Annotated in this window: 15 protein-coding genes and 5 pseudogenes; all 20 read right to left on the reverse strand. The window is 36.6% G+C overall.

Annotation, left to right across the window (positions count from 1 at the left end; translation table 11 throughout):
• Position 1: 1 nt before the first annotated feature.
• Positions 2 to 721, reverse strand: a pseudogene (locus tag IGI41_RS10755) (ATP-binding protein); the annotation flags it as partial.
• A gap of 18 nt (positions 722 to 739) precedes the next feature.
• Positions 740 to 1,168: an RNA polymerase sigma factor gene (locus IGI41_RS10760; RefSeq protein ID WP_312543108.1), complete on the reverse strand. Its 429-nt coding sequence runs from the start codon at positions 1,166 to 1,168 to the stop codon at positions 740 to 742.
• A gap of 473 nt (positions 1,169 to 1,641) precedes the next feature.
• Positions 1,642 to 2,016, reverse strand: coding sequence for a VOC family protein (locus IGI41_RS10765; protein ID WP_312541938.1), 375 nt, complete (start codon positions 2,014 to 2,016; stop codon positions 1,642 to 1,644).
• Between the two features lie 22 nt (positions 2,017 to 2,038).
• A pseudogene (locus IGI41_RS10770) lies at positions 2,039 to 2,674 on the reverse strand (glycoside hydrolase family 32); the annotation flags it as partial.
• A gap of 231 nt (positions 2,675 to 2,905) precedes the next feature.
• Positions 2,906 to 3,778 (reverse strand): fructokinase ScrK, encoded by an 873-nt coding sequence (gene scrK / locus IGI41_RS10775; protein ID WP_430609774.1) that lies wholly within the window; start codon positions 3,776 to 3,778, stop codon positions 2,906 to 2,908.
• A 35-nt stretch (positions 3,779 to 3,813) separates the two neighbouring features.
• Entirely contained in the window at positions 3,814 to 4,281 is a 468-nt protein-coding gene (locus IGI41_RS10780) for a PTS sugar transporter subunit IIA (RefSeq protein WP_430609775.1), read from the reverse strand.
• Positions 4,282 to 4,290: 9 nt separating this feature from the next.
• Positions 4,291 to 5,760, reverse strand: a complete 1,470-nt coding sequence (locus IGI41_RS10785) for a PTS transporter subunit EIIC (RefSeq protein ID WP_430609776.1) — start codon at positions 5,758 to 5,760, stop codon at positions 4,291 to 4,293.
• A gap of 69 nt (positions 5,761 to 5,829) precedes the next feature.
• Positions 5,830 to 7,248: a family 43 glycosylhydrolase gene (locus IGI41_RS10790; protein WP_430609777.1), complete on the reverse strand. Its 1,419-nt coding sequence runs from the start codon at positions 7,246 to 7,248 to the stop codon at positions 5,830 to 5,832.
• A gap of 122 nt (positions 7,249 to 7,370) precedes the next feature.
• Entirely contained in the window at positions 7,371 to 8,351 is a 981-nt protein-coding gene (locus tag IGI41_RS10795) for a LacI family DNA-binding transcriptional regulator (protein WP_002296809.1), read from the reverse strand.
• Positions 8,352 to 8,630: 279 nt separating this feature from the next.
• Positions 8,631 to 9,793, reverse strand: a protein-coding gene (locus IGI41_RS10800; RefSeq protein WP_430609778.1) for an IS3 family transposase whose coding sequence is annotated in 2 segments (ribosomal slippage) — positions 8,631 to 9,517 and positions 9,517 to 9,793 — 1,164 coding nt in all. Because the reading frame shifts where the segments join, the coding sequence is not laid out codon by codon here.
• Positions 9,794 to 9,885: 92 nt separating this feature from the next.
• Positions 9,886 to 10,395, reverse strand: coding sequence for a MarR family winged helix-turn-helix transcriptional regulator (locus IGI41_RS10805; protein WP_002305710.1), 510 nt, complete (start codon positions 10,393 to 10,395; stop codon positions 9,886 to 9,888).
• An 832-nt stretch (positions 10,396 to 11,227) separates the two neighbouring features.
• Positions 11,228 to 12,349, reverse strand: a complete 1,122-nt coding sequence (locus IGI41_RS10810; RefSeq protein ID WP_430609779.1) for an IS4 family transposase — start codon at positions 12,347 to 12,349, stop codon at positions 11,228 to 11,230.
• Between the two features lie 239 nt (positions 12,350 to 12,588).
• Positions 12,589 to 13,500 carry a conjugal transfer protein gene (locus IGI41_RS10815; protein WP_430609781.1) on the reverse strand — a complete coding sequence of 304 codons (912 nt, stop codon included), beginning with the start codon at positions 13,498 to 13,500 and terminating at the stop codon, positions 12,589 to 12,591.
• Between the two features lie 16 nt (positions 13,501 to 13,516).
• Positions 13,517 to 13,588, reverse strand: a pseudogene (locus IGI41_RS10820) (peptidase P60); the annotation flags it as partial.
• 89 nt (positions 13,589 to 13,677) lie between these two features.
• A complete protein-coding gene (ltrA, locus tag IGI41_RS10825) occupies positions 13,678 to 15,507 on the reverse strand; it encodes a group II intron reverse transcriptase/maturase (protein WP_430609782.1) in 1,830 nt (609 codons plus the stop codon).
• Positions 15,508 to 16,238: 731 nt separating this feature from the next.
• Positions 16,239 to 17,171 (reverse strand): annotated as a pseudogene (locus IGI41_RS10830) (lysozyme family protein); the annotation flags it as partial.
• 317 nt (positions 17,172 to 17,488) lie between these two features.
• Positions 17,489 to 19,297 (reverse strand): annotated as a pseudogene (locus tag IGI41_RS10835) (CD3337/EF1877 family mobilome membrane protein); the annotation flags it as partial.
• A gap of 4 nt (positions 19,298 to 19,301) precedes the next feature.
• Complete coding sequence (locus tag IGI41_RS10840) at positions 19,302 to 21,752, reverse strand: ATP-binding protein (RefSeq protein WP_430612821.1); 2,451 nt, start codon at positions 21,750 to 21,752, stop codon at positions 19,302 to 19,304.
• On the reverse strand, positions 21,736 to 22,125 hold the full coding sequence (locus tag IGI41_RS10845; protein ID WP_430609783.1) for a conjugal transfer protein: 390 nt from the start codon (positions 22,123 to 22,125) through the stop codon (positions 21,736 to 21,738). Before IGI41_RS10845 ends, IGI41_RS10840 begins: the two co-directional genes overlap by 17 nt.
• 33 nt (positions 22,126 to 22,158) lie before the next feature.
• Positions 22,159 to 22,515: an AAA family ATPase gene (locus IGI41_RS10850; protein ID WP_430609784.1), complete on the reverse strand. Its 357-nt coding sequence runs from the start codon at positions 22,513 to 22,515 to the stop codon at positions 22,159 to 22,161.
• Positions 22,516 to 22,747: the final 232 nt, after the last annotated feature.

Below are 22,747 nucleotides of genomic sequence, written 5' to 3' on the forward strand. Positions count from 1 at the left end.
CTCACTCCATTCTCTCTTGAACCGGCGGACGGGTATCAAAGGCATGGAAGAGTTCTTCAAAGACTGGATGAACCTGAACCACTCCTACCCGACCATACAAATCTTGCATCAAGCATTGGCCATTTTCTAAATCCCGTAATCGTTTCTGATTGCTTTCGTCTTCTTGATCCAGACCAAAGAATTCCAAAGTCTTTTTGATCTCATGAATATCGGTACTACGAAAAGCAAACTTTAAGCCGATATTGTTTTTCAAGCGTTCATCCAGTAAATCGTCACTGTTTTGCGTGACAAAATAAACACCAGCATTCATGGCACGGCCAGCACGAACTAGTTTGTTGGAGAGTGTTTTTCCTTGAGCGACTTGAAGGAAACTCCAAGCTTCATCCAAGTCCACAATCTTGAAGATTTCTCGGTTACTATGGATAAAATCCAAAGCAAAAGTGGATATAACGATTAGCATGGAAACACTAAGCAATTCCATGGTGGTATATTCTTCAAAAGTCGTTTCTGCATCTGGTAAAACCAGATCTGCCACTTGAATAATATTCAACTGTTTGTCTAAACTAATCGATTGGGTAATCGAGCCATCTGAGAAAAGCAAATGGGCAAAATCATAATCAGTAAAGGACTCAATATGATCCGCGATATTTTCTACGACTGGTGATTCGTCTTTACGCAATTCAGTGATGACTTGTAATAACCCTCGCTGATTGCTCTGGGTATAGAAGGTATGGATCGCCTATTTTTCTTCATAGTCGTCACCCAAAAATTCTCCTAAATCTTCTAAAGCCACTTGTCGTTGATACCAAACACTGCCAAGACTTTTCCCAATAATATCGCCAATTTCACGATCATTGAGACCGATGAAGAAGGACATCAAAATGATTTCTTGCCTTAGACTAGGTAGTTCTGCAATCGCATTTGCCAACGCCTCATTTGAAATATAGATCTTTATACCAAGAACAATATAACTGCCACTATTATTCAAATTTGGTTCTGAATAATAGAACTCTGTACCTAACCCTTTTTGTTCTAATATTTCCATTGAAATTTGACGTTGGCGAAATCTTACGTATTTCTTTTGAATGTTTAATGCCTCATTGCGGACTACTTTCTTACAAAAACTGTCAAACACGTGCCGAATGTGGGTTTCCTCTGAGTCGCCCATAAAATTCTCCTCCTCAAAAAATTCATTCAACTCGTTTTACTTCTATCCCTTTCCATTATTACTACAATCTAGGAGTGAGCATTTTTCGAAAAATACTAAAAATTTTTCAAAATAAAAAAAAGCATACAGACAATAAACTGTCTATACGCCTCACAAACTCTATTCTATACATCTAATTTTGGCTGTCCTGCAAAAAATATGTGTTAGCCTCCATCGAAAGATCAAACTTTGGAAAACATCATTATAACTTTGCTTGGTAAGAGCTTTGCTAAAACATGATATGACTTGTATACAAAATGTGGAGTGTATTCCAATAAATAGGAAGGATTACAAAATTTGAAACCAAATAAGTAAAAAACACTGTCACTTTGAATTAATTTGAAATAGTAAATTCTCATTAAACTATTGAAATGCTGATACCAAAAAACGAAGTACTTTTCGTTCATACCAACTTAAAGCACTTCGTTATCTATTTATTTCTTCACTTGGCTAATCTCTATAATCTCATGATTTGGTCCGTAGAAATTAAAGTAACGGATTCCTTTTTCCCAGAATGGTAATTCCATAATATTTTTATCTAATAATTCATATCCTAAATCTTGAATTGAATTGAATGCTTCGTCTATATCATCTGTATCTAATGCTAAATGATCAATAGCACCTCTACACTCAGTAGTTTTATCTTCCCATATTTCAATTATCATTCCATTCAACTCGAAAAAGCCGACTTTACTTTCCGCATTCATTTCTTCATTAATTTGCCGAAACCCCAAGGATTTATAAAAGATTTTTGAAGCTTCAAAATCTTTTGTTGGAATTCCAATATGTTGTAAACCATTTAATTTCACTTATATCATCCCTTCTGTTGCTTTAAAATCCACATTCATAATTTATTGAATAATCTATTTCGTCTAGCTTGATCACTCCCTCAGTAACAGTCATACTTAATGCTGTTCCGACCTTATCATACATTCTCGTACTTAAAGCAACATTATTAATGTATAAAACAGCTATTGTATCATCAACAATTAACTTTAGTTCATATTCTTTGCCAATTTCTAAAAAAAGGGGACGTTGCAACCCCTTATCAAACATTTGGGGCCAAGGATAGTTCGGAGTTTTTCCGAAAGTAAGCTGATTATTAATCAATGAAATACGAAACTCATATCCTTCTTGAGTATCTCTATCTGTAAACAGTTTTAATGCAAATTCCTTTGTCTTCGATGCAATCGTCAAAGTGGTTTCAAATAAAAAGTAATCTTTGATTTCAGGAACAATGACTCTTTCTTTTTTACCAAACTGCTTTTCTAACTCAAAACTTGAAAATGGAATGGTTTCTTTAAAGTTTTTGATTATGTTTTCAGGCAGCTTAACTCCAAGAGTTTTGTCTTCCTTTTGAATAATCTGATGTGGGACGAATGCCCCACCCCAATCCCAGATATTTTGATCATTCTCATCCTCTTTTGTTGCCACCCAGCCAGTTAGAAAACGCCCAGTTTCATTAGTAATTTCCATCAGAAAATAACTGATTCAAATAGTGGGAGGCAACATTTATTTTAATACAAAATTTCATTGCAATGTCTTGGGCGGAGAAACTGCAATCCTGCAAATTATTTTTAATATACTCTAATACTTCATCTTTCATTTTTTTTCACTTTTAGGCGTCCCTTCAATTACTAATTGAATAAAAAAGATCGCATCAACCAAACAAATAGTCGAGACGATCTTTTTTCCAAATTAAGCTTTTTCTTTAGCGTCTCTTGCTAAAGCTAGACAACCTACAATACCTGAATTATCTAACAATTTTGGTGTCATAATATAATTTTCAACATCGGGAATAGCGACATATCCATTGATCAACTCAATAAACTTATCTTGTACTCTCTTTTTTAAGTGTTCTTGTTTCATCACTCCACCACCAAATATAATGACATCGGGTGATAGCATCAATGTTGTATTATACGCACACTGAGCAATGTAATAAGCTTCTATTTCCCAAGCAACGTCATTTTCAGTCAACTCTTGTCCCTTTGTACCTGATCTTCTTTCGATTGCTGGACCAGCAGCCAAGCCCTCTAAACAATCATCGTGGAATGGACATGTCCCAGAAAAATTGTCTTTAATGTGTCGTTTTACAATCATATGTCCCATTTCTGGATGACTAAAACCTTCAATGAAGTTTCCGTTTTGGATAGCGCCACCTCCTATGCCCGTTCCTACGGTATAGTAAACAACACTTGAATGGCCTCTACCATTTCCTGAAACATGTTCACCATAGCAAGAAGCATTCACATCAGTCGTCCAAGCAATTGGAATATTAAAATGCTTTTTTAAGCTTCCAATAAAATCAAAATACTGCCAAGCAAGTTTTGGCGTTGAAGTGATGAAACCATATGTTTTAGATTCACAATGAATGTCAATAGGACCGAACGAACCCACTCCGATACCTTCTAAATCATCTTTATGATGATTAAAAAAATCTAAAACTAAATTCATTGTTTCTTTGGGTGTAGTCGTGGGAAAGCTGACTTTTTCAAATATGTTCAAATCTTTATCTCCAATGGCACAAACAAATTTTGTTCCACCAGCTTCAATAGCCCCAAAAACCATACATTTTCCTCGATTCTATTATTAATTACTTATCATTAGCCAAGAACAAACAATTCTTGTCCTTGTTTTACTTCTTCAAGTTTCGGAATGAAAATTTCATCTTGGTAGTCTGGAAAAACAACAATGACATCTTTAGCCTTGTGATTCTTTTCAAAAACTACAAAATCAATGGTCATAAGAATATCCCCAGCCTTCACCTTTTGTCCTTCTTGAACTCTAATATCAAATCCCTCACCACTTAATTCAACTGTATCCATTCCTACATGTACAAGTAACTCAATTCCTGATTTTGTTTTTATTCCTAAGGCATGTTTTGTAGGAAAAATACTTGAAACAAAACCCTCGATTGGGGATACAATCGTTTCATTTCTCGCATCAACTGCAAATCCTTGTCCCATCATTCCTTTTGAAAAGACTGGATCACTTAATTCCGACAGTTTTTCAAAAACACCGGTAGCAGGTGCTACAACGCTTATTTCATTTTTTCTAAAATAATTAAACATGCTCTCATCTCACTTTACTTGGACTGGCAATTTTTTTGAGTCAGTTTTTTCTGCAACTTTACGGTGTTTAGCTTCAGGAATAAATACTTTATATTTATCATAAGCGAGAATAAAAATGATTGGTAAAATGAATGCTATGAGATTACCAAATATATAAGGAAGAACTGGATTAGCAATAGTCAGACCTGGCAATACAGTCAATCCTTGTCCAATGGCTTTTACATCAAAAATTTTCATAAATGCTCCACCAAAACCAGCACCAATAAACGAGCAAACAAAAGGAACGATCGAATATTTCAAATTAACAGCAAAGATAGCCGGTTCAGTAATACCTACTAGTGTTGGAATAAAGCTTGAAATCGCAATATCTCTATCTTTAGATTTTTTCTTAAAGAGTAAATACATACCAATACAACCGCCACCTTGGGCAATAATTGAAACTGACCAAATAGGTTGGATATAATTGAATCCAGTTGTTGCGACTAGGTTTGCCTCAATACCTTGAATAGCATGTTGTGTTCCTGTTACAACTAATGGTTGTAACGCGCCTGCAAAAACAAAAGCACCAAAGGCACCCATCTTCATATATAGGAAATCAATGATTCCACCTAAAACATTACCGATAAAATTCCCCAATGGACCAAACACTAAAAATAGTGCAAAGTTGGCAAGAACAATTGTCACAGTTGGGACTAAAATGTAAGCAAGTACTTGAGGAGAATATTTATTTGTAATTTTCTCAACTTTTGCTAAAAACCATGAAGTCAAAATTGCTGGGAAAACACCACCTTGAAATGCAACTGCTGGAATACTTAATCCAAACAAATGCCAATAATCAGGTTTTACAGTCTCCATGACGAAATCATTACGATTAACTAGTCCTGGATGAATCATTACGAATCCTACAAGTAACCCCAAAATTGGATTTCCGCCAAATCGTTTTGTTGCAGAATACATAACTAAAACTGGTAAATAATCAAATGTAGTTGCAATAATACCTAGAAATTTGGATAAATCATTTAGAAACACATTGTGATCAGCGAATGAGCCATCCATTCCAAACATTCCAGGAGTGGTTATCAATGATCGGATTCCTAAAACCATTGCAGCTCCGATAAAAGCTGGAATAATCGGAATAAAGATATCCGAAAAAACTTTAAAAGCTCGTTGAAGTCTATTTCCTGAATTATTAACTCCTTCGTCTTTCATTTCAGAAACGGATACTTCCTTAGCTCCTGTCAATTCAACAAATTCTTTGTAAACCTTTTCAACTGTGCCTGTTCCGAAAATTACTTGCAACTGTCCGCTATTGAAAAGAACCCCTTTTGCACCTTCTACTTCCTCAAGCATTTCCATATTCGCTTTACTTTTATCTTTAAGGATTAAACGTAAACGGGTAATGCAATGGGTTGCACTTACGATATTCTCCTTTCCTCCAACATTGTCCAGTACATCTTCGGCAATTTTTCTGTATTCCATTCATTTATCCTCCCTTTATAATGTGACAGGCTAGGTTTGATTCCCATACCTGTCACATGATTATCGTTGTTATTTCGCTATTTCATTTGAAAACTTAGTGTTTTTAACAGTCATTGATCCATTTGTTGCTGTAATAGTAATTGCTTCACCAAAGCAATCATGTACACGAGCATTAAGAGCGATTCCATCAATATAAAGTGTCATTATATTATCATCAACAATTACTTTTAGTTTATAAGATTGGTTAGGATTTAAAGATATAGGTCTAATAAGTCCTTTATCCATATATTGAAACCAAGGGTAACAAGGGTTTTTATCAAATGTAAGACGCCCCTCATCTAAATTGAAGCGATATTCGTAAGATTCATCTGTCTCAAGGTTTTTATATAATCTCAGTGAAAAGTCACTAAGATTCTCATCAAATGAAATTGTTGTTTCTAAATTAAACAAAGTTCCACTATTTTTAACAAGCGTTACTTCTTCTCTTGTGTCTACTGTTTCTATCTCTACATCAGCAATATCATGTAAATTTATGAATGCATTCCACACTTCGTCTATGGGTTTTACCCCAAGTGAAAAATTCTCTTTTTGATAGACTTCATGAGGAACCAAAGTACCTCCCCATAAATAATTGTTTTTATCATTTTCTTGATCTTTTGTTGGTACCCATCCAAATAGGACTCGACGTTCTCCATCATAAGCTGTTCTACCAGCATAATAAGCCCGTCCATCAAAAGCTTCATCTTTAGGCTTGATCCAAGGGCCTTCCAAACTTTGACTCATTCGATAGAGTATTTTATTTCCATCTGAGTATTCTGAATAGACAAGATACCACCAGTCACCAATCTTGAAAAGTTCTGGCATTTCAAACATGGTATACAATCCCGGAGCCCAAAAATCACCTTTGAATTCCCAATTAGTTAAATCTTTTGATGTAAATTTCACTAAACGTCCGGTTTGTAGATGTTTATCCTGACCCTTGCGCGCCCCTAAAATTAGTAAATATTCTTCTTTTTCATCATCCCAAACGACAAATGGATCTCTCCAGTTTCGAATATCATACCCTTCTTGTGGTTCTAACTCCAATGCTGTTTCTGATTTTTCCCAATGAACAAAATCATCACTCTCAGCATGAAGCAACACTTGAGATGTCTTTCCCTGCGCTAAGAATTCACGATTATACCCTGTATAAAATGCGTGAACCTTTCCATTTGCCTCAAATACAGAACCAGCGTAGATAAACTGGTCTCTCTCATTATCATCCCCTCTTAAAAGAGATTCCCCAAAGTCTTCAAAATGAACAAAATCTTTCGTAGTTGCTAAAGCCCAGCCAAACGGTTCTCCAAAAGGAACTGGATTTCTAGTATCACGTTGATGATAAATAAAGAATTTTCCTTCTTTCCCGTAAGGCATAACATCTCCGACCCAAACATCCTTAGGTTGGTAGTAAAGTTGATGATTATTGCTTTTAATTAATAATTTCTCCATTTTCTTCCTCCAGTGAAAAGGTTTTTATCTTCACAACTAATATATGTCAACCCGTTTCATATGTCAACCCGTTTCACATAAAATATTTTTAAATCGACGAAGGAAATTCTCGCCGATTTAACTTATGCTGTATTTTTTTTTATGAGCTTTACTGGAAGTGAAAGTTCATCCGTTTCCTTTTCGCCCTTAATCATATTCAATAATTTTTTTACTGCTACTTTAGATATTTGATCTATAGGCTGTTGAATAGTTGATAATTCTGGATTATAAATCAATGTTTGTTGAGCTCCATCAAATCCAATCACTTTAACCTCTTTTGGAACTCTTTTGCCTGAACTTCCTAAGTTGTTAATCGCCAAAGAAGCCAATAAATCATCTCCTGCAAAAACCCCGTCAATATTTGGATGAGTTTCCAGATATGTCTTAATTATTTCATTTTTTTCATTGATTTCTTTTACAAATGGTACTTCTAGGACTAACGGTTCCAGCATGAATTTATTCAAAACATCTTTATACGCTAAAGTCCTACTATTCGCGGGTAGCTTTATCTTACTATCTCCCCGAATACACAGTATATTCTGACAGCCATGATTTACAAGTAGTTGAGTAGCTAATTCCCCACCCCTGTAATTATCACAAGATACTGTAACTGTATTTTCACCAAGACTTCTATCAATCGCTACAATAGGTAGCCCTGGAATATCATAATCCGCAATATCTTTATTGTGCGTTCCTACTATAATTCCATCAACCTGATTCTTTCTCAACATCGTCAAGTACTCTTTTTCTTTTGTTGGATTGTTTAAGCTATTGCACAGCAACACTTTATATCCCCTGCTGGAAAGCTCGAACTCGATATCTTGAATTAACTCAGCGTGAAATGGATTAGTAATTGTAGGAAAAATCAAACCTACGGTATATGTTTCGTTTTTAAAAAGTGCTCTCGCCAGTTCATTAGGATAGTATTCTAATTTTTTCATGGCATCAAAAACTTTTCTTTTTGTTTCCTCACTCAAATATCCACGATCATTCAATACCCTCGACACAGTCGTAGGAGAAACATTTGCCTCTTTCGCAACTTCTCTAATTCCAATTTTTTTCATTTTTAAACAACAAGGTTGTAGATAGAAAATCTACCTACTCGACTATTCGACATTCCAAGAACCTTGACTCTCTCATTCCCTTTTTCGGATAAGTATTTATATATATAATATCATTTATTTTTATCTGGCAATAGCTGTTTAAAGATATATGTGAAATGGCAACACTTTTTTTGACAAAAATTATAAGGTGTTGCGTAAGCTTGCTGCTGGTGTTCCGACTGCCCTTGACAACGAACCTCCTCGAATCTGATTCTCTAAGGCAGAAGCTCATTCAAATAATTAAGCTGCCTCGCCACCGGTATCACATCCGAGCTCATTATCAAGGATTCGCTGCGCCAATCTCTGCTGTCGAAAACTGATCGGTGTCTCATAGCCTAACGTGCCGTGCAGCCGGATGGTATTCCACCAATGGACGTAATCAAATAGCTCTAATCGCAAATTAGCCAATGTATCAAAGCGGTATTGATGAACGAATTCTACTTTGACAGATTTATAGGTGGATTCTGCAACGGCGTTATCATAGGGACAGTCTTTTTTGCTTAAGGAACGCGTGATATTAAAGGCCCATAAAATTTCGTCAATCGTCTGGTTATCGAATTCTTTTCCACAATCCGTGTGAAAAAGTTGTACTTTATTCAACGAGTACGGAATCTTTGCAAAAGCTTCCTTGACTAACGTCGCATCTTTCTTCTCCCCGCATGAATAGCCGATGATTTCTCGATTAAACAAATCAAGAATCAGGCAGATATACTGCCATTTCTTCCCAACACGAACATAGGTAAGGTCGGTTACAATCGCTTCTAATGGCTTTTCCTGTAGGAAGGTTCCGTCTAGAATATTGGCGGTCTTGGCTTCGTTACAAGTAGAAGAATGGAATTTGAAATGAGCCAATGTGTATGTTGAACGCAAGCCACGCTGTTTCATCATACGGCCGATTCTGCGTCGACTCACTTGAAGACCTAGATTGGCCAAGCACTGCTTCAGCTTCCTGGTACCATAAGCTTTTCGATTGCGAATAAATTCTTCTTGAACGAGTTCTTCCAGTTCTGATTCATCTTCAACTGGTTTGGCTTGATAATAATAGGTTTGGCAAGAGATGTTTAACACTTTACACATCTCTGATATTGAGTATTTGTGCTTATTGGTATCAATTACTTGTCTTTTCGTCCCAATATCAGCGCCGCTTGCTTTAAAATGTCATTCTCCATTTCAAGCTGTTTATTTTTCTTTCGTAATGCAATTAGTTCTACTTGTTCAGGGGTCAAGTTATCTTTTTCCTGAAACGAGCCAGTAGTTTGCGCTTGCTTGACCCACTTATCAAAGGCCGAGGTAGTCAGCTCATAATCTCGAATGATTTCAGCTCGGGGCTTTCCTGCGAGATAAAGATCGACGACTTGTTGTTTGAATTCTTTTGAATAGGTTCTACGTTGACGTCTTGACATAAAAATTCCTCCAGTGTGTTTTCATTTATTTTACACACCTTATTTTTTCTGTCTAGTCTAGTGTAGCCGATTCAAAAATCATTTTTTTCATGTCAATCTTCCTTTCTTGTCAGACTTACTTGATATTCATTGATTGTATAAGATACTTTTTCTAGAATCTGTTTAATGGTTGAAATTTGGTCTGGTGAGAATGATTCTAACGCTTCATTTATTGAGCTATAAAGCTCTTCATGTAAATAATTATGTGATTCGTACACCTTTCGACCATATTTTGTTAACGATACAAGTTTAGTTTTCTTATTTCCTTTTTTTTGAGAAATGCTTATAAGATTCATTTTCTCTAAAGTGGGAATCTGTTGGGATACAGCTCCTTTGGTAACGCCTAATCGATCAGCTAATTCCGTAATACTAGTTTCAGGATAATTTCCAATCACATCAATCAAATGAATCATACTCGTACTGAGTTTTAGATCATTAGTTATTCTGATTGGTCGTTTTTGAATATGAGTCATTAAATTATTTACTTTGATGAATTCTTCTATAACTTGATTAAACTGAATTTTATCAACCACATAAACACCTCTTTCTATTCCTTGTACCAATATAGTATAGCCCTAAACAATAAAACATAAATAATTTGTTTAGGGCTATACTAATTTCTATTTATCAAATTTATAAGAAAAAATAAATAAAAAGCTGATTATCCGCTAAAACACTGGACTTATCAATGATTACATGTGATTTAAAAGTAGATTTTACCACTTATGATAGAGCCTTGATACAATAAAATAAAACTAGAAATGATAAAGGTCTAAACCTATAATTCATTTCTCGTTTTTTATCATTAAAAAGTTAGTAAATAATTGCCCTCTAAGTTCCACGGTCTGTTCATTAATAACTTTATATCCTCGTTTTTCAAAAATGGCTTTGCGGTAATGGAAGCGTGGGTAGTGATTTTTTGCATATCAGTTTCTAAAACATGGTTTTCCAATTCATCTGCAATTTTAGTCGCAATACCTTTTCCTTGATGGCTATGTTTTTGTCACAACTTCAGTATTCCTGTAACAATACGGATTTCAGTATACAACAACAGCTTTTGAAAAGATACTTGCAAAAGGATTAAGATATCTATGACCTGCTATGCTCACTGATGTTGAAAAGAATGTTTTATTAGGATTGAGGTAAGCAAGATAGTGAATATGTCCGGAAAGCCTGTAAAATAAGGCTTTCCGGACATATGTGAAGTTATAAAAAGATAGCGAAAAATCTATTTAGTATCACTAATGTTGCGAACATATCGTCAGAATAGTCTGACATTTGTTTCTTGCTAAAAATTTCAAAAAAGTCAAGTGCTGACGCAGCGGATGACTATTTTCCAGAAAATTTTAGTATGTATTCAAAAATCAAACGTGACAACAGCTATTAACTACATCCTCATCCAGGTCTGTAACGTTTGAACCACTCTTCTGCGGGCTCAAACATTAAGTAATGGAAGGTACGTTTCAATTGAAACAGCGTCGCTGTCGTATTCAACTCAATTTTTATCACATAAGTGAGAAGCGTTGCGATTAAGGTGAGGATGACTTGATTTATCGCCCCTTGTTCACTATGTGAATATAGTCGTTTAATGGTCAGATTTTGTTTTAAGTGTTTGAAAAACAATTCAATCTGCCAACGGGCTTGATACATGTCGGCCACTTCGTTTGGCGATACATCAAAGTGATTGGTCACCATTCGCAGGATTTTTTGTCCCTTGGTAAGAACCGTTACCAACCTAAAACGCTCTGTCACATGGTTGACACCGCCGCCAAGAATCACTTGTTGGTCACTGATTATCGTCCCATCACGGGTTGTTGTATCTGCTACTTCAATTTGATCCAAGATGGTAATTTTTGTATTAGATTTTGTCCGTGTAACGAAGAAATAGCCGTCACGATTTAGTTTGTCTAACAACTTGTAATCAAAGTAGCCGCGATCCACCACATACGTTGCTTGCGTTTTATCAACAAGAACTTCAAGGTGATTACGGTCATGCTCACTCGCATTTGTCATCGTAAAACTTTCAGGATACTGATTGGTTTTATCAAGATAACAGAGATTCAAATGTAGCTTGATGCCAGACTTTGTTTTCCGAAACTTGGCCCATGGAAACCATGCTTTGTTCAACGGAATAGTCGTTGAATCAATCAATTGTAGACTGGTTGTTTTTGAGCTTGGCTGCTGAACAGAAATTCTGGCGACTAATTGCGTAAAAATTTCCATCAATACTTCTTGCATGATTTCTGGCGCTCTACGAGATAACGAGCTGTAACACAGGGAATCAATGCCAAGTTCCTTGCAGAGGCGCTGATCTAAAAAGGCGCGATCAATCTCGCGATAGCTTGGCAATTCTTCATAAACCGCATGAAGTAACACTTTAAGCGTCGTTTGGAAGTCTAGTTTTTTACTGTAGAAATCAAAGTCGCTAATTAAGCTTTGATAGTTTTCTGATAAACCAGAAAAATTTATTGCAGAAAACCATTTTTGAAATGAGGTTTTTACGTTATACTTATCCATGCGTGAGTCCTTTTTATTGGTCTTGGATAAGTCATCCGAGAACAGTATAAAGGACTTTTTTGCGTTTGGATAGCTTTGTATTAGGCTTTTGATGGGTTAAAAAGTCTTTGCAACACTAGTAATTTAGTATTTATGTATAAATTGAAAGATATTTTACCACCACTTAGTCTTCTTAAAAGTGATCCAACATTTGAACGACGTAATTCCAAATGTTGGATTGCTTTTAGATAATCTTTTATTTATTCACAATTGCTAATAGTCCAATTTTCATTTTTGTATAGTTTTAATCTATACTGAAAAACACTTGTTGTTTTGGACAACTCATCAAGATACTCAACACCAACAATCACTTGAATCGCTTTACCCTTTTGTTTGTAAATAGGATTCACTAATTCCACAAATTTCAAATTAGTATTAATTGGTTGCATCGCGTCTTTTTCAACATAATACTCCAGTTCTTTTTCTGAGGCTGCTGGATAAAGCCTGAAAAACGTCTCTAAAAACTCGGTGATTTCTTCCGTTGTCTTTGAATCAATTTTTGAATCACTTTTTACTTGTCTTACTTCATGTTTTGCCTTTTCTGGCTTACCAATCATAGTGGGTAAACTCGTTACAATATGATTGCCTTTTTCATCTTCAAAGATCATCAGACGATATGCAGAAGAAATTGATTGTGTCTTTTTCCCTTCTGTAATCTTTTGATCTACCACAAATGAAACGACAAATTCTTCCGAGTGTTTTTCAACATCTAGAATTTTTACTGATACAACCTCGGAACTAGTGGGAATATCCGCTCGAACCATATCTTGGCTCAAAGCGAGCCCTTCTTCTGTAAGGTACTGCTCAAGATTAGTCATTCTCTTTTCAATTACCTCCTTGTTATTCTTCCATGAAAAATATTCTTTCACAAAATCTACAGTAAAATTTTCTACTCCAGAGGTATTCACTATTTTCTCTTTCACGACCACTTTCTCATGAGTTGTATGCTGATCAATGGCCGTGAAGTTTTTGTAGATTCCAAAAGCAAGGCTACAAGACAATAAAAGCCAAAGGGCAAGCACCATTTTTCGATGCTTGCCCACGGATACTACTCGTTCTTTCTTCTTTTTTGGAATCTTTTCCTTTTTACTTCGCTCAATTTTTATCTTCATTTTCCATTCCTCTTTTCTATTGTTTATACCGACCAGCACCAATAATGTGCTGTTGCCAATAGCTATCGGTAAGATTGGTCCAACCCACCGATAGCGATAGGTAAGACTTTGAGGTTATCTCCATCTTTTCCCCCGCTTCACACCGTGCATGATAGTTTCCCCTCACACGGCGTTCCATCAACAGTAATTCGTTTCTATTTCACTATTCCCAGCTAAAGCACGTAATTTATTCAGCTTTTCCAATGATCTTTCCTTTTTTAATACCGAAGGTGAATAATGGACTATCGTTTCTCTTTTAGCCGCATGAATCAATTTGTGTGTTTCTTTTGTAACAATCACAAGATTCTTATAGTTATCATTCCCACCAAGTGATAACGGCTTCACGTGATGAACTTCCATATTATCTTTTGATAAATTTTCACCACTAACATGACATTTTCCTTGTTGGGCTATGAACAGAGAGATTCGATTATCGTTAAATTCTACAGACTTATTTGGATTGGAATTTTCCAGCAGGTAATAAACAGTATGCATATCCATCTTTAATCTTTGATGAATAAACAGTCTACCTTCAGGCGTATATCGATTCCAGTCCTTCGGAAAGATTCTTGGCATTGTAAATTTTATCCCGGCTATTGGGAATAAAATCATGCTCGCTATGAATCGTTTCTTCCAGTTATATTGCTTATAGAATTTTTGATAGGTACTGGTTATCGTTCCGTGCTTATTGCGAATATTTTTGGTTCGACAATCAAGACTTTTATTTACTGTGAAAGCAATATCTACAAAATCTAAGTTGACCAGAGTCGCAATTTTATAATAGTTATGCAAACCTAGAACAACAGAGTTGTACTTATTGACATTATCTACAGTTGGATTAGCGGCGATTGTTTTGATATTGTTTTTTAGTTTATCTACCGCATTAATCTTTGCCTTATCACACATTCGGCTTCGATTGGTATATCTGTTTGCTTTTCCTTTTTTCACTTTCAACTTGAATCCTAGAAAGTCAGAATAATTTTTTCTCAGATTAGTTACTTTTGACTTTTCAGGACTTACGTCTAAATCAAGTCGTACTTTTAACCATTGTTTTGTTGCGAGGAAAATTTTCTGGGCAGTATGATAATCTTTGCACATGATTTTGAAATCATCTGCATAACGGACAATTTTGATTTCTTTCAAGTTTGAATACTTTCTTATCGATTGAGTTTTACTCAACAGACTACTGTATTCTCTTTTGGTTGGAAATCCGTCCCACTGACTATCTATCCACCAATCTAATTCGTTTAGCACCACATTAGCTAAAAGAGGAGAAAGAATACCACCTTGTGGGGTTCCTTTGGTTGATTTTCCAATGCCTTTTACCTCTGCTTTAAGCATTCTCGACAATATTGAAATAAATGTCTTGTCTCGAATTTTCAGTGTCCAGAGTTGCTTAAGCAATTTCCCATGATTTACATTGTCAAAGAAGCCCTTAATATCAATGTCCACTACATAGTGAAATCCTTTAAATGTCCATTGCTGAAATATCGCTATGGCATGATGTGAACTTCTTTCTGGTCGAAATCCATAAGAATGCTTATGGAATTTTGCTTCCAAAATTGGTTCAAGGATTTGCTTTATGCATTGCTGTACTAATCTATCCTCAATTGTTGGGATTCCTAGCGGTCTGGTTTTACCATTAGGCTTTGGAATCTCGACTCTTCTGATGGAGTGAGGTTGAAAGTTGTTGAATCGATTTTGAACGTATTGAACTAATTGATATGGGTTTTCTTCACCAACATCAATAATCGTTCTTTTATTTGTTCCAGCAGTTTTACTGCCTTTATTGCTTTTGATATTTCGATAAGCCAATAAAATATTTTCTTCTTGTGTGATATAGCTCATTAAATCTCTAAACACATGACTGCCTTCGGCAGATAATTGATAGAGTTCGTCTTGAATTTTCTGAGTATCGTAATACTCATTGAACCTCAGAGCCTTTTTGTTACTAACTTTGACTGTCATTAGTTGGTTCCTTCCGTAATAATGAAGTTTTCCTATCTTAGTCTTACCCGAACCTAATTCATGAACAGTCAAATAGATTGAATTACTGTTGACTAGTGGCTATTCCTCCACAGCTTGTTGTCACTGTTTCGTAGGTACTGTGCCACCGCTTTCACTGAAATTAATGTAAGTTATAGTCAAGGCTTTTCCTTACAAACACTTCATTTACGAATAAGCGTATCCGTGTTTTCAGCTTACGACGTTCCGATAATTCTATCCGTTCATCATACTTTTAGGTAATCCCTCTGTGCCTGTTTGCTTGATATCGCCTGTAACAATATAGGGAGTTTCATAGTGACCAGTTTTACTCCACCCCACAAACCCTACGATTTGTAGTAGCTGCCGTTAGACAACTTCGCGGTATAGACACGTACATTCAGAATTTCGTCAGTGCTTTTCGCACATTCTTACCATGAGTATTTTATGGAAGCCCGACCTATCGGACACTCGACTACCTCTAGTTCGCATTTCCTTTCGTATTCTCAAAATACGATTAGGGTGTCTTCTCAGTCGACTTCTGCGAGCTTCAGACCATGAAATCCTTAATAATTTATCGCCTGTCGCAGTTTTAGCCAAAGCCTTTCAGGGCGTTACTCCGTCATTCGACTTTTCGAATTATCAGTTCTCGTTACAACTTTTGTTTTTGCGAGGTTGTAACTGCCTAACCTTTTCAGTTAGGAACGTCTCGCACGATCTCCTGCATGAAACATTCTGTTCTCTCCTGCATAAATGCCCACATGAGTCACATAAGTACCGGCATCATAAGTTGAATGAAAGAAAATCAAATCGCCTGGTTTGGCATCTTTTAAGTCAATATGAGTCATAGCATCATATTGATCCTGAGCCACCCGAGGGAGTTTCAAACCAACTTTGGCATAACACCATTGAGTTAAACCACTACAATCAAACCCAGTTCCGGGACTTGACCCACCAAATACATAAGCCGTTCCTTCATACTTGAACGCCTCGTCAAAAATTCCTTGGACTGTTTTATCATCAAACTGTGTTGTAGTTAGATACTGCTTCACTAATAAGCAATAAAACATATTGCCATAGTTATACCGCCACCCACTATTTTCCTTAATCGCGATGGGATTGGGATAATCGACTTTTTGACCACCCGATTTTTCTTTTGAAAAAGATTCGGCTAAAGCAAAACTATGCTTCTTTCCGTTTTTCGCGACATAATCCAAATACCCGTCACCATAGTTATAAGCCTGAATGATACTATCTTGATCGCATCCTAGTTCTTTGGAACACTTAACCAAAGACGAAAAATAGAGACACCCTTGTTTGATGGATGCCTCGGTACTTAATGAATTCGGTGATAAACCTGCTGATTCAGAACTTTGCATGACATCTTCCATTGTGCCTCCAGATTCGACTTGAATAATCGCCAAAAGAATCGAAACATACTCTGTTATATCTGATTCTTTGGCATACTTTTCCACCATTGAACGGTGTTTCAAAACTACTTCTGAGACACTACTACCTCCAGGAGAAGTTCCAGAACTACCACTTCCCTCACTGTCCTCACCAAACAACAAACTCACACACATCAAGATGCCCACAAAAGAGATGGTCAGGAAGGTTAACGAAATAATACTCAATTTTTTTAAGTTCATCTTTTCTCACCTGGCTTTGGTTTTGGGCGAGGGTTCTTTTTTCTTTGTACTTGTTGATTGGTTCGCTTTGGAAAAGTGAATCTCTGTTTCACTTGTTGAAAGGAATTGTTCTTGCTTAGTGGCTGAGTGCTTCCGTTTGGAATGACTTCTTGACTAGAAAGTTTCCGTTTGATTTCAGGATTCGAATGTACTTGTACCCTTGGTTTTAAAGACCTATTTTCTGGTAGTTCATTTTTCTGTGGTTTTATCTCCTTTTTTATCGGAACATTTTCCCTTCCTTTCTCATGACGATTCCATGCTTCGTTCAATACTTTGCGTTTTTCATCCATTTTTGCGTCTCTTCGTTGTCGTTGTTTTTCTCGCAACTCCCCTCGATTTGCTTTTTCTTCGAAAAGCCCTCGCTTAAAGTCCTCTGGTACTTTTTTCGTCTTTTCCATGCCTTTATGAAGGCTGTATTTCAAGTTAGTTGGTGCATCGGTTACTTGATTTTTTGCTTGTTTCGCTTTGTCCTTCACGATTTCTTTTGTATCGAGTACTTTTCCAACTTTTCTACCAACTAAATTTATTCGTGATTCTTTCTTCGTGCCCACTGGTTGTTCTTGTTTTTTCAGATCAGAATTTAGCTCGTTAATGCTTCCCGCGGAATGGTTCTTTCTATTGGACACTCTATTGATTTTTGAACTACCTTTCCCTTTTGTAGAACTGGTAGCTAGTTTCCCACCAACTGCTGCACCGCCACCAAAAGCAAAAGTTCGACCCACATTTCGATTAAGTTGTCGCAATTTACGGTTCATCAACATTTGGGGTTTTCGCATGACCCGTCTTCCCATTGACTGACTATCATTACTTTGGAGATTGAACATACTCATAATGTCACCCAATTTGAAATAGATACCGGCAAAGGTCACAATTTGCAGAAAAGCAACCATGAAAAATGGATAGGTTGCGGAAATGTTGAAAAACATCGTGGAGATACTAAATGCAGTCGTAATCACCAGGGTCACTCCCGCTCGCATCATAATCGTATTGAATAAGCGAATAATCGCCTTCTTTCCCAAACTTTCATAAGTCGGCAACATGGACAATAAGAAACTGATAGGAAGAAACATCGCAAAGATTATAAAGAGAATTTGCGAAAACAACATAATCCCTGTTAAAAGAAAAACAAAGAAGGAAATCCCTATATTGAACAACACCAAAAAGACCACGGTTCCTAAGCGGTTCATGGTCTTCGTAATACTTAGATTCGCATTGTCGTTGTCTTCAATCTCGGCTTTAACCGCTCCTTCCCGATCCTTCCCCTTATTTTCATCAGGACTTACAGATAAAATCTTATTGGCTCGCTCTTCTCCTATTTCTTCTATATTGGAATCATCGAATTGCAATAGTAACCAGGGTTGTTGGACTTGGATGGAAAACAAACTATCACGGATCAAATCCACACTATCTTTTCCTTGGCTTTCCGAATTAGGTACCACAATATCAGTACCGAGGCTAAGAGCCGCTTCACTGACATCTGAGCTAAAATCATTGATTTTTGTGATATAAGTAGGCGCATAGGCAATAAAGGAACCTGAAAGTAGAAAGATCATCACAAAATTTATCACGGCCCGAACTGCTTTGGTGGTTTCTCGTTTAATCAATCCGGTGTACGCAACATAAGCTCCTAATGCCAAAATCATCAATAACAGAAATCCAAAGTAGAATCCAGAAGTTTGAAAACCATTTTCGTTTATACCAGCTAGCGTCTGGATATTCTTCCCAATACTTTCAGCCGTATCCGAAATAAAATCCAATTTATAAGCCTCTTGAACCACATAACCCGTGGCATTCGATAAATACAAACTAACTGTCCAAATGAAATTAGTAATGGCATAAAGACCATACATCACGCTCTTCCCTAAGCCATCGCCCCAGTTCCAAGGTAGCCAATCCCATGAACTATCCACAAAGAAATCCAACTGATAGTTACCAAGTGAATATTGGGAATAAAGATTTCCCACTTCAACTGTATCATCAACTAATCCAGTCGCCTCAGCTACCGTACCGACTAAACTCAATAGAACTGTCAGAGTGATGATGCTAATAAAAACGATTCCCACAATCCGAAAAAGTTTCTTTTTCATCTCCTCACTCCATTCTCTCTTGAACAGGTGGACGGGTATCAAAAGCATGGAAGAGTTCTTCGAAGACTGGATGAACTTGAACCACACCTACTCGACCATACAAATCTTGCATTAAACATTGTCCGTTTTCCAAATCTCGTAGGCGTTTTTGATTGCTTTCATCTTCTTGATCTAAGCCAAAGAATTCCAAAGTCTTCTTGATTTCATGAATATCGGTACTGCGAAAAGCAAACTTCAACCCGATATTATTTTTTAAACGTTCATCCAATAAATCGTCGCTATTTTGAGTGACGAAATAGACCCCAGCATTCATGGCCCGACCAGCACGAACAAGCTTATTCGATAACGTTTTTCCTTGAGCCACTTGAAGAAAACTCCAAGCCTCATCCAAATCGACAATTTTGAAGATTTCTCGGTTACTATGGATAAAGTCCAAGGCAAAAGTGGAAATGACGATTAGCATCGAAACACTAAGCAATTCCATCGTGGTGTATTCTTCAAAAGTGGTTTCCGCATCAGGTAACACCAGATCCGCCACTTGAATGATATTCAACTGCTTGTCTAAACTAATCGATTGGGTAATGGAACCATCTGAGAAAAGCAAATGGGCAAAATCATAATCAGTAAAGGACTCAATATGATCTGCGATATTTTCTGCGACTGGTGTGCCATCTTTTCGAAGTTCGTTTATGACTTGTAATAACCCTCGCTGATCACTTTGAGTAACCGTTCGAATGGCTTTGCGCAAAACGGGAAACTTCTCCCCATCTCGGCTAGAAATCCCTGTTAAGAAAGTCAGAATATCAATCGCCAAACTTTCGGAGTCTTTCTTTTTCTTCATAATCACATAGGGATCAAGTAACCCTTGATTTTCTGGCTTACTGGTTAAGTTGAGAATATTGATTTCATCCGAAATTTCTGGCAAAGTTTCTTTCCAGCCACCACGTTCTCCTTTTGGATCGACAATCACAGCTTGTCCACCGAATAAAACAGCATAATAGACCAAGAGATTGTTGCTAAAGGATTTCCCGCCACCGAGTGAACCAAGGAAAGCAACTGCCAAAGCATTGGTGACCGAACCTTTTACACCTTGTGATGCTAATGCCGGTTTCAGGTAAACATTCCGCCCTGTATCCACGTTGTAGCCAAAGTATATTCCTTCCAATTCTCCTAGCATCTGAGTTGCCCCAAAACCAAGCCCTGCAAGAAAATCAGAAGTGACATATTGAATATAATCGTTCATATACCGCTTGCTAGAAGGCAAAAACTCTTCATGCAAGCCCATCATATCGCCAAAGGGCCGAACTAGTTTTACATTGGTGTCATCATAAAAATCCAACACCTCATCACAGCGACGTTTTAGTTCATCCACGGATTCCGCACTCACCCGAACCACGTAACTCAGTTTATACATGGATTCTTTCGACTGATCCAGTGTGGTTTCCAGTTCATCTACTGAGTCCAAAGCATCCAAGACATTGGAATTGGTCTCATTGTCAGATTGGTAGGCATGGTTGTCTAAATCTTTCAGTTCCTTTTTCTTGTTGCGAACGGTGGCGAGGGCTTTTTTGTTGGTGACAATTTCTACATTCATACTCGTGTCGATAGGAAACGTGAACTGTTGTTGCTGGTAATAAAACAGTTCCGAGGAAGGAAATTCCATCTCTCCTACAATCGTATTAATTGTTAAGTACGCTACATACGATTCATGATTTTCGTGTTCCATGCGTAAGTACCGCGGTTTTTCTTCAATCAAACAACGACTAGGACGCAATAAGTCGTAGCGTTTCACCAACGTTTCTGATTTCAGCTTTTTCTTTGGTAGTTGAAACTCATATTCCTCAAATGGCGTACCCTTTTCGCCATAAATATGTTCAATTAAGTAAGTGAGATCACTAGGTGTCACTTGTCTGACTTTAAATCGTCGCGCCAGCTTACTTTCCATTAATTTCTCAAGCTTGGTATACCGGCGAATTTCTTCATTGGACAAGGAAACAAAATCCCCCATCAAATGATGATTCACCCCGTAGACAAACTCTTGAAGCCCAGAAAAGAAAGATTTCTTGAGACTCTTTAGATTCACTTCTTCGTCTGTCGCAATCAATTTGAAACCAATAAAAAAGCGATAATCAATCTGACTATCGCCAATCATGGATATTAATGCATCTGTCTGTAAATCAATTCGCCGTTTCGCTACTTCTTTGAGTCTACCTGTAATTTCTTTTTTCGATCGTTCTTGCGTGGCGCGAATACTACTTTCTGTGGCAATTTGTAGCGCATGGATTTTGCCTTCACGGTTTTGCGCAATCAATTGGCGAAAGTTATCATGCACTTGATACTTCTGTTCAGGTGACAAAAAGGAGTAATTATAAGGCACTAGTTCATAGTAGGCAAAACACTCGCCTTCTTGGTTAAAAACAAGATTATTTTCAATATACTTAATCGGGTACATAATTCACACTCCTCACTAAAGTGACAGGTTCATCCCATCGTTTTTTCTGTTCTTTGACTTTCTTTCCCGCAAAAGTGACCTTAAAACGCAAGTGATAGCTAATAAAGGATCGTAGAAATCCCAATGGTTTCTTGCCGTCAAAGGTCTTTTGCGACATAAACCACGTGACTGCCACCGGTAGGCCCAAGTATTTTAAAAAAGCCCCCTCTATCATGGATAGCGGAGGCACATGAGCAAATACGATGACAAACAGCAAGGACAAAACAAACCAAGCCATTTGATTAAAGGTCACAGGAAAAGGCAGCTGAAAGTCATTGATTGCGTAAATGACTTTTTCAACTGCCCAAATACTGGTATAGCTTTTTATTTTTTTCATAGTTTCCCCTTTCAAAAAGCAGGTAGAATTTTTCTACCTGCTCATCATCATCTCATAATGATCCAATTGTCCAAGTTTCTCAAAAACCTGTTTGAAAACTTCTTTATATCTTTGAATACTGTCAGAATCAAATTGAATTACAAAGTCATCATTAACATAATGAGAACCATCGTTAATAACTGAAATTAATGCATTACAAACTATCTTATCTTCTCCTTCAAACTCATCAATACATTTTTCATAATTTTTGCCACCAAGTAATTGAAAATAATGTTCTAAAACTCTTCGCATACTATTAAAGCAAGTTGCAGAAGAATTGTTGTAATGCTCATCGTATTCCCTCCTTTTAACTATAAAAAAATATATATAACAATGTAATACAATTGTCAAACTTTCAAGTTAAAAGTAACTTAATTAAAAATAAAAATCCTAAACAAGTGAAACAATGCCAACATTTTACGTACTTTATTTGATATCAAATCTCTACCTATTATTTGACTAATAATTTAATGGTACAAGTTAATTAGACTAAAAATAGAAAATATAGAATCGGTAAAATAGTTATCCGTCTATATTTTCTATTTTTCTTTATTTTTATTGGCTATACACGAAAATACTTTTT

Source organism: Enterococcus sp. DIV0876, from assembly GCF_050529585.1.
In the GTDB taxonomy this organism is placed as follows: domain Bacteria; phylum Bacillota; class Bacilli; order Lactobacillales; family Enterococcaceae; genus Enterococcus_D.